General features: G+C 67.2%; 16 protein-coding genes and 1 pseudogene. 12 read left to right on the top strand and 5 right to left on the bottom strand.

Features of this window, described 5'->3' with window-relative positions:
* Window positions 1–205: 205 nt before the first annotated feature.
* Together DR046_RS23200 and DR046_RS03075 are read right to left on the bottom strand one after the other, a co-directional pair.
* Window positions 206–1,330 carry a hypothetical protein gene (locus DR046_RS23200; protein ID WP_135227247.1) on the bottom strand — a complete coding sequence of 375 codons (1,125 nt, stop codon included), beginning with the start codon at window positions 1,328–1,330 and terminating at the stop codon, window positions 206–208.
* Entirely contained in the window at window positions 1,299–2,498 is a 1,200-nt protein-coding gene (locus DR046_RS03075) for a hypothetical protein (protein WP_135227246.1), read from the bottom strand. The genes DR046_RS23200 and DR046_RS03075 overlap by 32 nt, the downstream gene beginning before the upstream one ends.
* 225 nt (window positions 2,499–2,723) lie before the next feature.
* Between DR046_RS03075 and DR046_RS03070 the strand changes: the two genes are divergently transcribed.
* The 8 genes from DR046_RS03070 to DR046_RS03035 all read left to right on the top strand — a co-directional run bounded on the left by DR046_RS03070 (window position 2,724) and on the right by DR046_RS03035 (window position 9,256).
* Window positions 2,724–2,930 (top strand): DUF6511 domain-containing protein, encoded by a 207-nt coding sequence (locus DR046_RS03070; protein ID WP_115379868.1) that lies wholly within the window; start codon window positions 2,724–2,726, stop codon window positions 2,928–2,930.
* Complete coding sequence (locus DR046_RS03065; protein WP_115379866.1) at window positions 2,930–3,676, top strand: hypothetical protein; 747 nt, start codon at window positions 2,930–2,932, stop codon at window positions 3,674–3,676. The genes DR046_RS03070 and DR046_RS03065 overlap by 1 nt, the downstream gene beginning before the upstream one ends.
* Window positions 3,637–6,030 (top strand): phage/plasmid primase, P4 family, encoded by a 2,394-nt coding sequence (locus DR046_RS03060; RefSeq protein ID WP_209313542.1) that lies wholly within the window; start codon window positions 3,637–3,639, stop codon window positions 6,028–6,030. Before DR046_RS03065 ends, DR046_RS03060 begins: the two co-directional genes overlap by 40 nt.
* A gap of 145 nt (window positions 6,031–6,175) precedes the next feature.
* Entirely contained in the window at window positions 6,176–6,664 is a 489-nt protein-coding gene (locus DR046_RS03055; protein ID WP_115379864.1) for a hypothetical protein, read from the top strand.
* Window positions 6,661–6,861: a hypothetical protein gene (locus DR046_RS03050; RefSeq protein WP_115379862.1), complete on the top strand. Its 201-nt coding sequence runs from the start codon at window positions 6,661–6,663 to the stop codon at window positions 6,859–6,861. Before DR046_RS03055 ends, DR046_RS03050 begins: the two co-directional genes overlap by 4 nt.
* The gene (locus tag DR046_RS03045) at window positions 6,854–7,234 is read left to right on the top strand and encodes a DUF6362 family protein (protein ID WP_100929097.1); all 381 of its coding nucleotides are present in this window, start codon (window positions 6,854–6,856) and stop codon (window positions 7,232–7,234) included. Before DR046_RS03050 ends, DR046_RS03045 begins: the two co-directional genes overlap by 8 nt.
* 406 nt (window positions 7,235–7,640) lie before the next feature.
* Window positions 7,641–8,969 (top strand): site-specific DNA-methyltransferase, encoded by a 1,329-nt coding sequence (locus DR046_RS03040; protein ID WP_115379860.1) that lies wholly within the window; start codon window positions 7,641–7,643, stop codon window positions 8,967–8,969.
* A complete protein-coding gene (locus DR046_RS03035; protein ID WP_245190788.1) occupies window positions 8,966–9,256 on the top strand; it encodes a DUF7220 family protein in 291 nt (96 codons plus the stop codon). Before DR046_RS03040 ends, DR046_RS03035 begins: the two co-directional genes overlap by 4 nt.
* On the opposite strand, the pseudogene DR046_RS03030 reads toward DR046_RS03035, so the two are convergent.
* The 3 genes and pseudogenes from DR046_RS03030 to DR046_RS03020 form a co-directional block, all read right to left on the bottom strand.
* A pseudogene (locus DR046_RS03030) lies at window positions 9,209–9,589 on the bottom strand (YkvA family protein); the annotation flags it as partial. The gene DR046_RS03035 and the pseudogene DR046_RS03030 overlap by 48 nt on opposite strands.
* 91 nt (window positions 9,590–9,680) lie before the next feature.
* Window positions 9,681–10,268, bottom strand: coding sequence for a DUF3489 domain-containing protein (locus DR046_RS03025; protein ID WP_115379856.1), 588 nt, complete (start codon window positions 10,266–10,268; stop codon window positions 9,681–9,683).
* 96 nt (window positions 10,269–10,364) lie between these two features.
* Complete coding sequence (locus DR046_RS03020) at window positions 10,365–10,673, bottom strand: hypothetical protein (protein ID WP_115379854.1); 309 nt, start codon at window positions 10,671–10,673, stop codon at window positions 10,365–10,367.
* A gap of 113 nt (window positions 10,674–10,786) precedes the next feature.
* On the opposite strand from DR046_RS03020, the gene DR046_RS03015 reads away from it, so the two are divergent.
* The 4 genes from DR046_RS03015 to DR046_RS03000 are packed head-to-tail and all read left to right on the top strand — an operon-like array spanning window position 10,787 to window position 15,114.
* On the top strand, window positions 10,787–11,383 hold the full coding sequence (locus DR046_RS03015) for a hypothetical protein (RefSeq protein ID WP_115379852.1): 597 nt from the start codon (window positions 10,787–10,789) through the stop codon (window positions 11,381–11,383).
* Window positions 11,331–13,346 (top strand): phage terminase large subunit family protein, encoded by a 2,016-nt coding sequence (locus DR046_RS03010; protein WP_115379850.1) that lies wholly within the window; start codon window positions 11,331–11,333, stop codon window positions 13,344–13,346. Before DR046_RS03015 ends, DR046_RS03010 begins: the two co-directional genes overlap by 53 nt.
* Window positions 13,347–13,348: 2 nt before the next feature.
* Complete coding sequence (locus DR046_RS03005) at window positions 13,349–13,558, top strand: phage head-tail joining protein (RefSeq protein WP_028030714.1); 210 nt, start codon at window positions 13,349–13,351, stop codon at window positions 13,556–13,558.
* A complete protein-coding gene (locus DR046_RS03000) occupies window positions 13,558–15,114 on the top strand; it encodes a phage portal protein (protein WP_115379848.1) in 1,557 nt (518 codons plus the stop codon). Before DR046_RS03005 ends, DR046_RS03000 begins: the two co-directional genes overlap by 1 nt.

Here is a 15,114-nt window from a genome sequence, read left to right as displayed (position 1 = left end):
GCGAGCGCGCGTCGCAAATGGGGTGGAAACGCTCCATGAAGTTTCGCCTTCGTCCAGGTGGACGGGCACGCGGCCCGAGTGACCGGGACCGGCGAAAATTCGTTGGAGCGGCGGCCTTGGCGGGCTCAGCACAAAGAGAAACCGCTGAAACCCGGTTGGATTTCAGCGGCTTGAGAGGCGAACGTTCTTGAAGGAATTCTTGAGGTCAGTCAGCGAATTTTCGTCGGGACTGACCCAGCTTGCCCTGCTGGAGATCGTCGGCGTTCGTCACGAAACGGGCGACATACTCGGCCCCGACCGTGGGCAGCGGATCGTCGGCGATCCCGAAGGCGGCACGCAGCGCCTTGGACAGCGCCTGCTTCTGCTTCTGGTGCCTTGAGGTCTCGGCGCTCTTGGCATGATGGACGGGGAGCCTGCCGCCCTGCATCGCGAACGCCTTCAGGTAGGTCCACGCCGCTTTGGGCTTGCCGTCCTTGGCGCTCTTCAGCCCGAGACCATCGGGCTCGAACCTCCGGGTTTCGCCCCGGAAACTCACGTTGACGACTTCATCGGCGACGAAGCGGATTCCGATCTCTTCCCATCGCGCGTCTGTCGGCAGCGCCCACGCCAGATTGGACACTGCGTGATCCATCCCGCCCGTAATCTGTCCGCGGAGATCGGCGAACACTACGGTCGATGGCTGGCAGAGCTGGAAATGCCCGCGGTCGTCAAGGTCGACCAGATCCTCAAGTCCCATGCGCACGACGCCTTCGCGATCCAGAGCGGTGGCAAGTTGCGCGGGGATTGAGGACAAGGTCGGGGCAAGCAGCAGTTTGGGACCCGGGTGGGTGATCACCTCGTCAAATTGCGCCGCGTCCTCGCGTGCCAGCGGCCCCGGCACCGTCAGGAAAACAGGAAAGCCTCGGCCTGCAAACACATCATGTGTGCCGATCCTGAACACCGGTCGACGGTCGAAACTTGCAGGCCGGTTGGACAGGTCGAGTGCGGCAGCAATGCTTCGCGCCAATCCGACACGGTCGAGGCCGTAGATCATGATGTCGTTCTTGTTCAGGTCGAGATCGGCGCAGGCCTTAGGGCTGTCACCACAGACAGCGCGGATGGTGCCGTCGTCGTGGTGCACGACTTGGCGGGGGCAACCCTCGCCGCCCGGTGAAGGACAGGCGATGCTTGTCGCTGGCGTTCCGGTCGATCGCACCAGTGGCAGAGGACAGCCGGGCTCGTTGACAACCACGCAGCCGAATTCATTGCCCAACAGGCAGGCCCATTCGCGCCGGTCTGTCGCTGCATCGGTCAGCGCATCAAGCGCTTTCCAGAACTTCGAAATCCGCATCGTCATCCGCCCCTGCCGGAATCGCCCAGAACCCGCGCGCTTTCAGCCAAGCTTCGATGACTTCTTCGTCCGAGTCCCGTTCATACCTCGCGATATTCGCGGGCCTGATCGTCACGGACCGCTCCTTCTTGCTGTCCTTGAACGCGAACTTGAACGTTGCATGCGTGAACGAGCCGCCAGAAAGCCGTTTCTCCCAATTCTCGTCAAACGACTTGAACAGATCCTCGCACTTGCGGATCTCCATCTCGGAGATCTTACCCGGCCAACGACGACCGAACTCCACGAAACGCACACCGGCAATCCCCTCGATATCCCCATACGCCATTGCGGCCGGTCCCAGTTCGCGCAGCGGATCGAGTGTGTAGCGCTCGGAACGATCGAAGTAATCCTCGCTGCCGAACAGCGTCTCGCCAAAGGTCCTGAGGTAAAGTTCCCGCTCGCCCTTCGTCCCGGCGTTCACGCCGATCTCGTCGGTCACGCTGTCGTAGATCAGCACGTCATGTTGTTGGGGCCGATAGAACGCGATCCCGCTTTCACCGTCGTCCTGGTGCTTTCCTTCCCGGCGCATCGGCATGCCGTGCCGCACGAGCAGCCAGATCTTCTCGCCTCGCGGGAACGCGAATATCCGACTGTTGCGCCCCCTGCGCTTCACCTCGAACCAGTTGTCCATCCGGTCCTGCATGGTCTTCGCGATGGCGTCGGTAATTACCGGGAGTTCGGCAGCCTTTCCCATTGGGCGGGAACCGGCGAAATACATGAAGTTGGAACGCTGAAACGCCACCGTTTCGGCATGCTGGCGCTGCAGCAGCATGGGTTGAGCAAGCCAGATCTGGACCGAAACATCGGCCACCGAAACCTCGTGATCCTTGTCGATCTCGATTCCGGCAGCTGCGGCACGGTCGAGCAGTTCGTCCATAGCCTCATGGGACGCGGTTTCGTGCACGTAATAGAGCGCGTTGACCATGTCCTCGGGCACCGACGCGTCCGGATTCATCAGGACACCCGCGATGGCTTCGAGCGGCATGTCATCTGTCGACCATGCGGCGACGTCGAGTTTGCGGGACTGAAAGTAGTCCTTCCAAGGCTCAAGAAATGCCTTCAGTCGCGCGGGCGCGATCTGCTTGAGGCGATCCGGGTTGCTGAAAATCCTCGGGTTAAATGCTGGCATCGGCCTCGCTGCTCCTGAAATTGTCGTCGGTTCGCAAGATTAGGAAGGAATCGCGCTCGCCACAAGATTGTGTTCCCGTAAGGTTCCCTAAGCGCGATCCGACAGTCCGAGACCCCCGCCGGTAGGTGAGGAGAGCATCTGGAGCTCTCCCATGAACAGCATCTATCCGGCGCGCCGCGCCATCCCGCATTCCCGCATGCCAGCGCCCACTAGCGGGGTCGGCGCATGATCGATCCCGACGAACGCGAACAGGCAGCCCTGCGCGCCGCCCTCCGCAACATGGCCGAACTGATGGCCGAGATCGGGTGGACCACGCGGTTCGCCGATCTCACCGAGGCGCAGGCGCTCGCACTCTCGACGGCCGCCGTCGACGGTTTCCAGGAGGCGATGCAGATGAGCGCGCCCCGGCCCGATCCGGAGGTGCCGTTCTGATGGACGCCGGTTTCGATTTCAACCATCGGGAGAAGCCGCCCAGTTTCGCGGACGGCGTGAACGCCTGCATCGACACCGCCCTCGTCGCGGAACAGGCCGAAGGTCCCCAGCGCGACTATCTCGGGGGAAGCCGGCTGGGCGACATCTGCCAGCGCAGGCTGCAATACGAATACCTGAAGTCGCCGAAGGACCCGGGCGCCGGGTTCTCGGGCAAGTCCCTGCGGATCTTCGCGCTCGGGCACGTTCTCGAGGACCTGGCCATCGCCTGGCTGCGCAAGGCCGGGTTCGACCTTCGCACGCGCAATCGCCATGGCGATCAGTTCGGCTTTTCGGTCGTGGGCGGACGTGTGCAGGGCCATGCCGACGGGGTGGTCGTCGCCGCGCCGAACGGCATGACGGTTCCGGCGCTATGGGAGTGCAAGTCGGCCAACGCCAAGAACTGGCGCGAGATCGCGAAGCACGGCGTCGGGAAGGCCAAGCCGGTCTACGCCGCGCAGATCGCGCTCTATCAGGCCTATCTTGGCCTGACCGAGGCGCCCGCGTTCTTCACGGCGATCAACAAGGACACCTGCGAAATCTGGCACGAACTCGTGCCGTTCGATGCCGCACTCGCGCAGTCCGCCAGCGACAAGGCGGTGACGATCCTGCGCGCCTGCGATGCCTGTGAACTTCTTCCCCGCCACACCGCCGACCCCGATCACTTCGAATGCCGCTTCTGTGCGTGGCGGGAACGGTGCTGGGCATGACGGTCCCATCCGATACCAGCGTACCCGACGACGTCGCGGCCGACGCCGAAATGATCGCGATCTATGCCGACGTGGTGTTCGGCTACTGCGATGGCTGGGTGCCAGTCCGTGCGCTGGCCGAGAAAGGCGCGGGCGATGGTCCGCCGCATGTGCCCTTCATCGAAGCGGACGCGACGCTCGCCGCAAAACTCGCGCTTCAGGCGACATGGGCGAGCGACGCCGGCATGGCCCTGTTCGTGGCGCCCGGTACGGTCGCGGCTCCCGGCGACGCACGGGCCGAGAGCATCATGCAGACGCAGGTGGTGCTCGTCGATCTCGACAATGGCGACATTTGTGCGAAGCGCGACCATCTCGTGCAGCATCTCGGATGCCCGACGCTGGAGGTCGCGTCCGGGGGCGTCACCGCCGTGGGCCAGCGCAAGCTGCACCTCTACTGGCGTCTGACCGAGCCCGCCGAAGGCGAAGACATCGCCACGGTCTGCCGCGCCCGACACATGATCGCCGCGAAGGTTGGCGGCGACCCTTCCTTTCGGTCCGCACACCAGCCGATCCGCGTGGCGGGATCGATCCATGCCAAACAGGGTCTTCGGCGGCTGGTGCAGATCCTGAACCACGATCCTCGCGATCACGACCTTGGCGAGCTGCTCGAGGCAATCATCGCGATGCCGCCGCTCGAAGGCGAGAACGGGCTCGACTTCAACATGGCCGCCACCGAGCGCGGCAGCGTGACCGAGTTGTTCGGCCGCCAGGTCCGCGAAGGCGGCGTGGATGGCACCACCCGGTTCGACGCGCTGTCGCGCGTGATCGGCTACTGGATCCGCCGTGCCCGCGAAGGCCACGTGCCGCGCGAACAGGCGTGGGAGGAAATCGTCTCCTACAACACGGCCCGCGTTGTCCCTCCCTGGCCGGAGGATCGGCTGCGCGAGGAAGCCGAACGCCTCTGGAAACGCGACGCCGCACGCAACGGCGAGATCGATGACGAGGATGACGGTCCCGATGGCGGCGGCCCTGCTGGCGGGGGGCATGATGGGCCAGTGCCGGTTCGCTTCACCGAGGATGCGCTCGCCGCAATCTTCGCAGCCCGACATGCCGAGACATGGCGCTACGTCGCCGGCTGGGGGCAATGGCTGACCTGGTCGGGCAAGCTCTGGCGGCGCGAGGAGACGCTGCAGGCCTTCGATCTGGCCCGGATGATCTGCCGCGAGGCGGCGTCGCGCGCCGGGTCTGCGCGACTGAAGGCGAAGCTTTCAAGCGCCGCGACCGTCTCTGCTGTGGAGCGGCTTGCCCGTTCCGACCGCCGCCATGCAACCACGACCGAGCCGTGGGATCGCGATCCCTGGCTGTTGAACACGCCCGGTGGCGTGGTCGATTTGCGCAGCGGCGCCTCGCTGCTCCACGACCCCGGCCTCTTCATGACCCGCATTGCCGGGGCATCGGTCGCCGACGCCTGTCCGGTCTGGCTCGTCTTTCTCGAAACCGTCACGGGCGGGGACGGCGAACTGCAATCCTACCTGCAGCGAATGGCGGGCTACTGCCTGACCGGCGTCACGACCGAGCACGCGCTGTTCTTCCTCTACGGCACCGGCGCCAACGGGAAATCCGTCTTCGCCAACACCCTGACCGCCATCCTTGGCGACTACGCCACCGTCGCGCCGATGGACATGTTCATGGCCACGCAGGGTGATCGCCACCCGACCGACATGGCCGGGCTGCGCGGGGCACGCATCGTCACGTCCATCGAGACCGAACAGGGCAGCCGCTGGGCCGAGAGCAAGCTGAAGGCGCTGACCGGCGGCGACAAGATCACGGCCCGTTTCATGCGGCAGGATTTCTTCGAGTTCATCCCGCAGTTCAAGCTGCTGATCGTCGGCAACCACAAGCCCTCCATCCGCAACGTCGACGAGGCGATGAAGCGTCGCCTGCACATGGTGCCGTTCACGGTCACCATCCCGCCCGCACGGCGCGACAAGCACCTGGCGGACAGGCTGCTGGCCGAACGCGACGGGATCCTCGCGTGGGCGCTCGAGGGCTGCATCGAATGGCAGCGGACAGGGCTGCGCCCACCGCCCGCAGTGATGGCCGCGACAGAGGACTACTTCGAGGCGGAAGACGCCATCGGTCGCTGGATCGACGAGCGCTGCTCTGTCGGGTTGCACCTCAGCGCCAGCACCTCCGCGATGTTCGCCGACTGGAAGGCGTGGGCCGATGCGAACGGCGAGTTCGCAGGCTCGGTCAAGCGCTTCTCGGAAGCCCTGATCGTCCGGGGATTCGAGCGTCACAACACCCGCGCCGCGAAGGGATTCCGGGGCATCGCCCTCGATGACAGCAACTCTGACCTTTTTTCGGGAGAATAGGAAAATGCCTATGAAATCAGAGAGTGTGACGGATGTGACGGATCATAACTATAAGACCGTTACGCGCGCGCATGTGCGCGCCTGTGGAGCGGATAGGGAACCATCCGTCACATCCGTCACACCCGTCACCAACCCTCCTGTTCGGATGGAGGACGGCGGCGGACTGCTACCTTGCATCCTCGCGCTCGACCTCGGCACTTCGACCGGCTGGGCGATCCGCGGCCATGACGGTCTGATCACCAGCGGCACCGTCTCGCTGCGTCCCGGCCGCTTCGATGGCGGCGGCATGCGCTACCTGCGCTTCACCAACTGGCTCACCGAGATCGACCGGCTCTCCGGGCCCGTCGCTGCCATCTGGTTCGAGGAAGTCCGCCGCCACGCGGGCACCGACGCGAGCCACATCTACGGCGGGCTCATGGCCACGCTGACCGCATGGGCGGAACTGCGCGGCGTGCCCTACGAGGGCGTACCGGTCGGCACGATCAAGCGCCACGCCTCGGGCAAGGGCAACGCCGACAAGGCCGCGATGGTCGCCGCCGTCCGCGCCCGCGGCTTCAGCCCGGCCGACGACAACGAGGCCGACGCCATCGCCATCCTGCTCTGGGCGATCGAGACGAAGGGAGGCGTCGCATGAGATGGCACCCCCACGGCTACGGCGGCCGCCGCCGGGATCCCGAGCAGGTCAAGCGCGAGGGCTGGCAGGAACAGGGCGTCCTCGCGGTCTCCGCCGATGACGACCGCCTCACCTGGCCCGAGCGTGAACTGGTCCGCCAGCTGGGCGAGAAGCTCTACGGCCCGCGCCCTTCCGAACGGGAGGTGCGCCATGGCTGATCGCGAATGGACCGCCGAGTGCGTGGCCGATCATTTCGAGGAGGCGTTCCGCACCCTGCGCAAACTGCCGCCGGTGAAGGCGCAGGGCTACTTCAACACCTGGCCCGACATCGTGCGGACCAGCCGCGAGATCGCGGCGATGGAACCGCAGCCGATGCGGGTCTGGCCCTCGGCCGCCGCGATCACTCGGCTCGAGCAGACCTTCGACTGGGTGCTCTGGATCGAGGAAGCAGAGCGCAAGCTGGTCTGGTCGCGCGCGGCCCGCGTGCCGTGGAAGCAGATCAGCGGTGAGCTCGGCTGCGACCGCACGACCGCATGGCGTCGCTGGCAGCTGGCGCTGACCAAGATCGCTGCGCGCCTGAATGCGCAGTGACTCCAATGTGTTGCAACACTTTTCCCTTCGACATCTGCAACAAATCCATGCTATTCCGAAGGCAAGATGGGGAGAGTGCGCTGGAAAGCTCGCTCTCCCCTTTGCGTTGACGGGGGCCTTCTGGACCCCGGTATCCAGCGAGGGTCCGGCCGGGGTCCAGCCCAGGGCAGTTTCCGGTTCCTTCCTGGCGATATTCGTATGCTGGCGGGCGAAGCGCGGGACATCGCCAGCGACAGGGCCGGATTTTTGGGAAGCCACCCGGAAGCCGGAGCCGCTCGCGCCCCGCGCAAACACCAATGAACGCTGGCCTTCCGACCGGACACCTCTGGTGGCCGCTGGACCCCGCTTGGAGTCCAGCCCGGCATCCGGAGTCCGGAAGCCGCCTAACCTAGGAACCTTGCCCACCATGACGCTGAGCTTCGCCCCGGACGCGATCGAGACGTGGCCGCTGTCGCGCCTGCAGCCCTACGCGAAGAACGCGAAGGCGCACGGCGCGGACCAGGTCGCGAAGATCGCCGCCAGCATGGCCGAGTTCGGCTGGACAGTTCCCTGCCTTGTGGCCGAGGACGGCGAACTGATCGCGGGCCATGGGCGGGTGCTGGCCGCGACGCAGCTGGGGCTGACCGAAGCGCCAGTGATCGTGCTCGGGCATATGACCGAGGCGCAGCGGCGGGCCTACCGGATCGCGGACAACAAGCTGACCGAACTCGGCAGCTGGGATGAGGCGCTGCTGTCGGCCGAACTGAACGACCTGCTGGCCGAAGACTTCGACCTGTCGCTTGTCGGCTTCTCCGACGGCGAGTTGGACAAGCTGCTGGCGTTCGTGCCGGAGGGCGAAGGCGACGAAGGGAGTGGTGGTGCCAGCGTGCCGCCGGTGACCATCCCCGAACCGCCGCGCAATCCGGCCTCACGGACCGGCGATCTCTGGATCCTCGGTGACCACCGGCTGCTCTGCGGCGACAGCACCAGCGCGGCCGATGTGCACCGCCTGATGAACGGCGAGCGGGCGATCCTGTTCGCCACCGACCCGCCGTACCTCGTGGACTACGACGGCTCGAACCATCCGACCCGCAACAAGGATTGGTCCGCGTCCTATGGCACGACCTGGGACGACTCTTCGCAGGGCGCGGAACTCTACGACGGCTTCATCGCGGCGGCCGTTGCCGAGGCCATCGCCGAGGATGCGGCCTGGTACTGCTGGCACGCCTCTCGCCGCCAGGCGATGCTGGAAGCCTGCTGGGAGAAGGCAGGCGCCTTCGTCCATCAGCAGATCATCTGGGTGAAAGACCGCGGGGTGCTGACCCGGTCGCATTACCTCTGGAAGCACGAGCCCTGTTTCATGGGCTGGCGCCGCCCGAACCGCCCGCCGAAGGTCGCCGAGGAAACGCTGCCGTCGACATGGGCGCTGCCCAGCTTCGCGAAGGACGATCGCCCCGATCACCCGACGCCGAAGCCGCTCGACGCGTTCGGCATCCCGATGCGCCAGCACGTCGCCCGCGGCGGGCTCTGCTACGAGCCGTTCTCGGGCTCCGGCTCGCAGATCATGGCGGGCGAGGCAAACGGCCGCCGCGTCTTCGCGATGGAGATCAGTCCGGCCTATGTCGATGTCGCCGTGGAGCGCTGGCAGGCCGAGACCGGACGCGAGGCGGTCCTCGACGGTGACGGGCGGACATTCGCGCAGGTGAGAACCGAGCGGCTGGGTGAGACCCCGCAAGATCAGGACGCGGCTGCATGAAGCAGTCACGCCTCATGTCGCTGGTCGAATCCGTCGCCAACGTGATCGTCGGCTACGGCGTCGCGGTCGTCACGCAAATCCTGATCTTCCCGGTCTTCGGGCTGCACACGACGCTGGCGCAGAACCTGAAGATGGGCGCGGTGTTCACGGTGGTGAGCATCGCCCGATCCTTCGCCCTGCGACGTCTTTTCGAGGCGATCCGGGTGCGGCACGTCCCGGTGCGGGGCCCGCGGGTCGGATCACCCACCCGTCGCGAGAGCTTCGGGCCAAAACAGCCACAGGAGTAGTCCGCCGCTGAGCAGCCAGACGCCGACAATCACCGCGACCGCGATCCGGCTGTTCGGCCGCCCCTCGATCAGGAGAGCTTCCTGCCGGAACTCTTCCATCAGGTCGGCGGGGATCATGCGGACGACCAGCAGGATACCGATCGGCAGCAGAAGCAGGTCATCGAGATATCCGATCACCGGGATGAAGTCCGGAATGAGATCGATTGGAGACAGCGCATAGGCCGCAACGGCGGCTGCCATCGCCTTGACGTACCAAGGCGTCCGCGGATCGCGTGCTGCGATCCACACCGCGATGACGTCGCGCTTGACCTCGCGCGCCCATTGTTTGGCTCGATCGATCATGACGCATTCTTACGCTGTTTGACGAAGTGGCGGGAAGCTCCCTCCCGAGAGCCTCCCGCGTCGTGACCCCGGCCCGGATGCGTCAGGCGGCGGGGAGCTTGTAGACCCGTCCGCGCCCCTCGACCTTCTCGGAGGTGACTTCAAGCCCGAGCTTCTTCTTCAGCGCCCCGGCGAAGGCGCCTCGAACCGTGTGCGGCTGCCAGCCGGTGGCGGCGACGATCTCGTCGATGGTGGCGCCGCTCTCGGCGCGGAGCATCTCGATCAGCTTCGCCTGCTTCGTGCCGGTGCGCGGCGTGCGCGCCTTGGGCGCGGGGTCGGTTTCGGCGGGAGCGTGCTGCGAAGCCTCGGTGCTCGGCACCTCGTCGGCGCCCGTGAGCTCGCTGTCGCCGCCTTCCGGCTCTACCCCTATGGCGGCGAGGCCGGCGTCGGTGATGTGCAGGAGGATGGCGCGGCCGTCCGCGTCGTTGCGCCAGATGCGGTTGAGCGCGGCGTCGGCCTTGGTCTGGGTGTCGGACGTTGTCTCGGCGATCAGCGCGCGCGAGAGCAGCGCACTGACCACCTTCGCTGCGGCGCCGCCGCGAAGCGAGCCGGGAAGCGGCAGGACGTTCCGGTCCTCGCGCTGCGCGGCGGCGCTGAGGATCACGAGTTGGGTGTCTGAAAGCTTGGTCATGGGGTCGTCTCCGTCATCGGGGCCGCGACCGTCGCGACCCTTCTACGACCCCGAGCCGCGCAGGGCGCGCGGCGGGAGTTCCGGCGGTGCCGGAGATCAGCGGGCGTGCTCGCCCTCGCCGAAAGCGCTGTCGGTGATGCGCTTCAGGAGGCAGGCATAGTGTTCGAGAGTGCCGACCATGGCCCAGCCCGCCTCGTCGGGAGCGCAGTTGAAATGATCGTCGCTGAGCGCCTGCAGGCGGGCGAGCATCTCGTCGATCTCGCCCTTCTTGCCGATGAAGGCGGCGAGTGCGTTCGACCGGTTCCTCGAACCGGTGGCGGAACCGGTCTCACCCTTGTTCCGGCGCGCCTTCTCGGCGCGGAGATTAAAGCGCGGGGTGGTTATCGGGTTCAGGCGGGTTGTCATCGTGGTGGCTCCGTGGCTGAGTTGCATCGTCCTTATGGGATGGACGTTCGCTCCACGCGCCCGGCTTATCAACTCGATAAGCACATGATCTTGAATGATAAACGGAGCCGTCGATGCAGGGCGTGAGCGAGCGCCAGTACGCCGCCCACGTCGGGTTGTCGCGGGGCGCGATCCAGAAAGCAAAGGCCGCCGAGCGGCTGGTCCTCTATCCAGACGGCAGCATCAACGCGGCCGCCAGCGACGCCAGGCGTGCCGAGACGACGGACCCGTCCAAGACCCGCAAGCCGCCCGCGCCGAAACTGAAGCCCGTCCCAGAGGCGGCGGTGGCAGCTGTCGGCGACACGCTCCGCGAACAGGGTCTGGCGGTCCCCGCCGTCGGCGGCGGCACGACCTTCCTGCAGGCCAAGACCGCGAACGAGGTGCTGAAGGCGCAGGAGCGGCGCATCCGTCTGCAGAAGCTGAAGGGGGAGTTGATCGAGCGGGCCCGGGCGCTGGCGCTGGTGTTCCGGCTGGCGCGGGAGGAACGGGATTCATGGGTGAACTGGCCCGCGCGCGCGGCGGCGCTGATGGCGGCCGAGCTCTCTGCCTCTTGCAGCGAGGCGACGGGCCAGCAGATGACCGTGGAGCCGGCAGCGATGCAGAAGGTCCTGGAGAAACATGTACGCGCCCACCTCGACGAACTCGCCGAGGTCCGGCCCGACTTCCGATGAGCGTGACGATGATCTTGGCGGCCTGACGGACTTCGACGGCGCGGGCGAGATCCTGCGCGCCTGGGGCAACGGGCTGCGGCCTGACCCGGACCTGACCGTCTCGGAATGGGCGGACCGGCACCGGATGCTCTCGGGCCGCGCCTCGGCCGAACCGGGGCGGTATCGCACGGTGCGTACGCCCTACATGCGCGAGATCATGGACCGGCTGTCGCCCGGCGATCCCACGCAGCGTGTCGTGTTCATGAAGGCGGCGCAGGTGGGCGCGACCGAGGCGGGCAACAACTGGATCGGGTTCGCCATCCACCAGGCGCCGGGGCCGATGCTGGCGGTCCAGCCGACAGTGGAATTGGCCAAGCGCAACTCGCGCCAGCGGATCGACCAGCTGATCGACGAGAGCCCGGAGCTGCGGGAGCGGGTCAAACCGGCGCGGTCCCGTGACGCGGGCAACACCATGCTGTCGAAGGAGTTCGCGGGCGGCATCCTGATCATGACCGGGGCGAACTCGGCCGTCGGGCTGCGCTCGACTCCCGCGCGGTACATCTTCCTCGACGAGGTCGACGCCTATCCGGCCTCGGCCGACGAGGAAGGCGATCCTGTAACGCTGGCGGAAGCCCGGTCGCTGACCTTCGCCCACCGGCGCAAGGTGTTCCTCGTCTCGACGCCGACGATCCGGGGCCTGAGCCGGATCGAGCGGGAATACGAGGCCAGCGACCAGCGCCGGTTCTTTGTGCCATGCCCGCATTGCGGTGCGATGCAGTGGCTGAAGTTCGACCGGCTGCGTTGGCAGAAGGGCCGCCCGGAGACAGCGGAGTATCACTGCGAGGGTTGCGACGCGGCAATCGCGGAGCACCACAAGACGGCGATGCTGGAGGGCGGCGACTGGCGGGCGACCGCCACGGCCGCCGATCCGACCACGGTCGGGTATCACCTCTCGGCGCTCTATTCGCCGATCGGCTGGCTGAGCTGGGAGCGGATCGTGCGGGCATGGGACGCAGCGCAGGGGTCCGACGAGGCGATCAAGGCGTTCCGGAACACGATCCTCGGCGAGACTTGGGTCGAGACCGGCGAAGCGCCTGACTGGCAGCGGCTCTACGACCGCCGCGAGCGCTGGACATCCGGCACGGTGCCTGCGGGCGGGCTGTTCCTGACCGCCGGGGCCGACGTGCAGAAGGACCGGATCGAGGTCGATGTCTGGGGCTGGGGTCGCGGGCTGGAAAGCTGGCTCGTCGATCACGTCGTGATCGAGGGCGGGCCCGACCGGCATGACGCATGGTCGGAGCTGACGGCGCTGCTCGACCGAAGCTGGCCGCATGAACGCGGCGCGCATCTCAGAATCGCGCGGCTCGCCATCGACACGGGCTACGAGGCTCCGGCGGTCTATTCCTGGTCGCGGGCGCAGGGGTTTGGGCAGGTGTCGCCGGTCAAGGGCGTCGAGGGGTTCAGCCGCTCGAGCCCGGTGTCGGGGCCGACCTTCGTCGACGCGACCGAGGGCGGAAAGCGCCTGCGGCGCGGGGCGCGGCTCTGGACCGTGGCGGTGTCGACCTTCAAGGCCGAGACCTACCGGTTCCTGCGGTTGGCGCGGCCGACCGAGGAGGAGATGGCCGACGGGGCCGCGTTCCCGCCCGGCTCGGTGCATCTGCCGCACTGGGTCGAGAACGAATGGCTGAAGCAGTTCGTCGCCGAACAGCTGGTGACGGTGCGCACGAAACGCGGCTTCGCCCGGCTGGAATGGCAGAAGCTCCGCGAGCGGAACGAGGCGCTGGACTGCCGGGTCTATGCCCGCGCCGCCGCCTGGATCGCGGGCGCGGACCGCTGGCCCGACGAGAAATGGCGCGACCTCGAGGATCAGCTCGGGGCCGCGCCCACCGACACCGATCCCGCGGGACAGATCAACCGGCCGGGACAGGCCCCGCAGGGCAAGCGCCGCTCCGACTGGCTCGGGCGGCGGGAGGGATGGTTCTGAACATGACCGACTGGACGGAAACCGAGCTTTCGGCGCTGCGCCGCGCCTATGCCAGCGGCACGACCCGGGTCAGCTATGACGGCAAGTCCGTCGACTACGGCTCGGCCGAGGATCTGCTGGCGCGCATCCGCACCATCGAGCGCGCCATCGCGGGCACCACACGGCCGCTGCCGGTGGCGGGGCTCGCGGGCTTCTCGCGCGGGGATCGGTGATGTCGGCGACCTGGTTCGACCACGCCATCGCATCGGTGGCCCCGCGCATGGCGGCCCGCCGCGTGCTGGCGCGCCAGGCCTTCGAAACACTGACGCGGGGCTATGACGGCGCCGCACGCGGACGGCGCACCGAGGGCTGGCGCGCGCCCGGATCCTCGGCCGACACCGAGATCGGCGTGGCCGGGGCGCTGCTGCGCGACCGGATGCGCGATCTGGTGCGCAACAACCCGCATGCGGCCAAGGCCGTGGCGGTGCTGGTGAACAACATCATCGGCGCGGGCATCATGCCGCGCGCCGCCAGCGGTGACGACACGCTGGACCGGAAGGTCGATGCGCTCTTCGAGCGGTGGACGGCGGAGTGCGACGCCGACGGTCAGCTCGACTTCTACGGCCTGCAGACGCTGATCTGCCGCGAGATGGTCGAGGCTGGCGAGGTGCTGGTGCGCCGCCGCCTGCGGCGAGCAAGCGATGGCCTGCCGGTACCGCTGCAATTGCAGGTCCTGGAGGCCGACTTCCTCGACGCCACGAAATCCGGCGCTATCGGCGCAGGACGCCTTGTGCAGGGCATCGAGTTAGACCCGGTCGGCAAGCGCCGGGCCTACTGGCTCCACGCCGAGCATCCGGGCGACGCCTATGGGGCGTTGCAGAACGGCCTGCAAAGCCGCCCGGTCCCGGCGACCGAGATCGCCCATGTCTACGAGAAGCAGCGCACGCAGGCGCGCGGCGTTCCCTGGGGCGCGCCAGTGATCCGCAGCCTGCGCGATCTCGACGACTACGAGGTGGCCGAACTGGTCCGCAAGAAGACCGAGGCCTGCGTGACGGCCATCGTCTTCGGCGACGAGGAGGCGCAGCAGGGCATCGCGCCCTCCGTGGTCGATGCCGACGGTAACCGGGTGGAGCAGTTCGAGCCGGGGCTGATCGCCTATGCGCGGGGCGGCAAGGACATCCGCTTCAACCAGCCTTCGGCCACCGGGGGCTATGGAGAATACAAGCGGGCCAGCCTGCACACGATCTCGGCCGGGTTCCGGGTGCCCTACGAGCTGCTGACCGGCGATCTCAGCCAGGTGAACTATTCCTCGATCCGGGCGGGGCTGGTGGAGTTCCGCCGCCAGATCGACGCCGTGCAATGGCAGCTGTTCATCCCGATGTTCTGCGCGCCGGTCTGGCGCTGGTTCACCGAGGCTGCATGGGCGGCGGGGCTGATCCCGTCGCCGACCGTGCCGGTGGAATGGTCGCCGCCGAAATTCGAGGCGGTCGATCCGCAGAAGGACGCGATGGCGAACCTGCTGTCGATCCGGTCCGGCACCATGACACTGGCGGAGGTGATCGCGAAACAGGGCCGCAACCCCGACGCGGTGCTGGCCGAGATCGCCGCGACCAACGCCAAGCTCGACGCGCTGGGGTTGGTCCTCGACAGCGATCCGCGTCGCGTCACCAAGACCGGCAGCGCACAGACCGGCGATCCGGCGAACGATCCGGCCACGGACGAACCGGACACCGACGACCCGGCCGCCGACGCGGAAAATGACACGGCGCAGGCCGACCAACAGGACTGA

The organism is Jannaschia formosa (genome assembly GCF_003340555.1).
Lineage (GTDB): Bacteria > Pseudomonadota > Alphaproteobacteria > Rhodobacterales > Rhodobacteraceae > Jannaschia > Jannaschia formosa.
The sequence above is the reverse complement of the archived record's forward strand: the minus strand, read 5'-3'. Positions and strand labels throughout refer to the sequence as shown.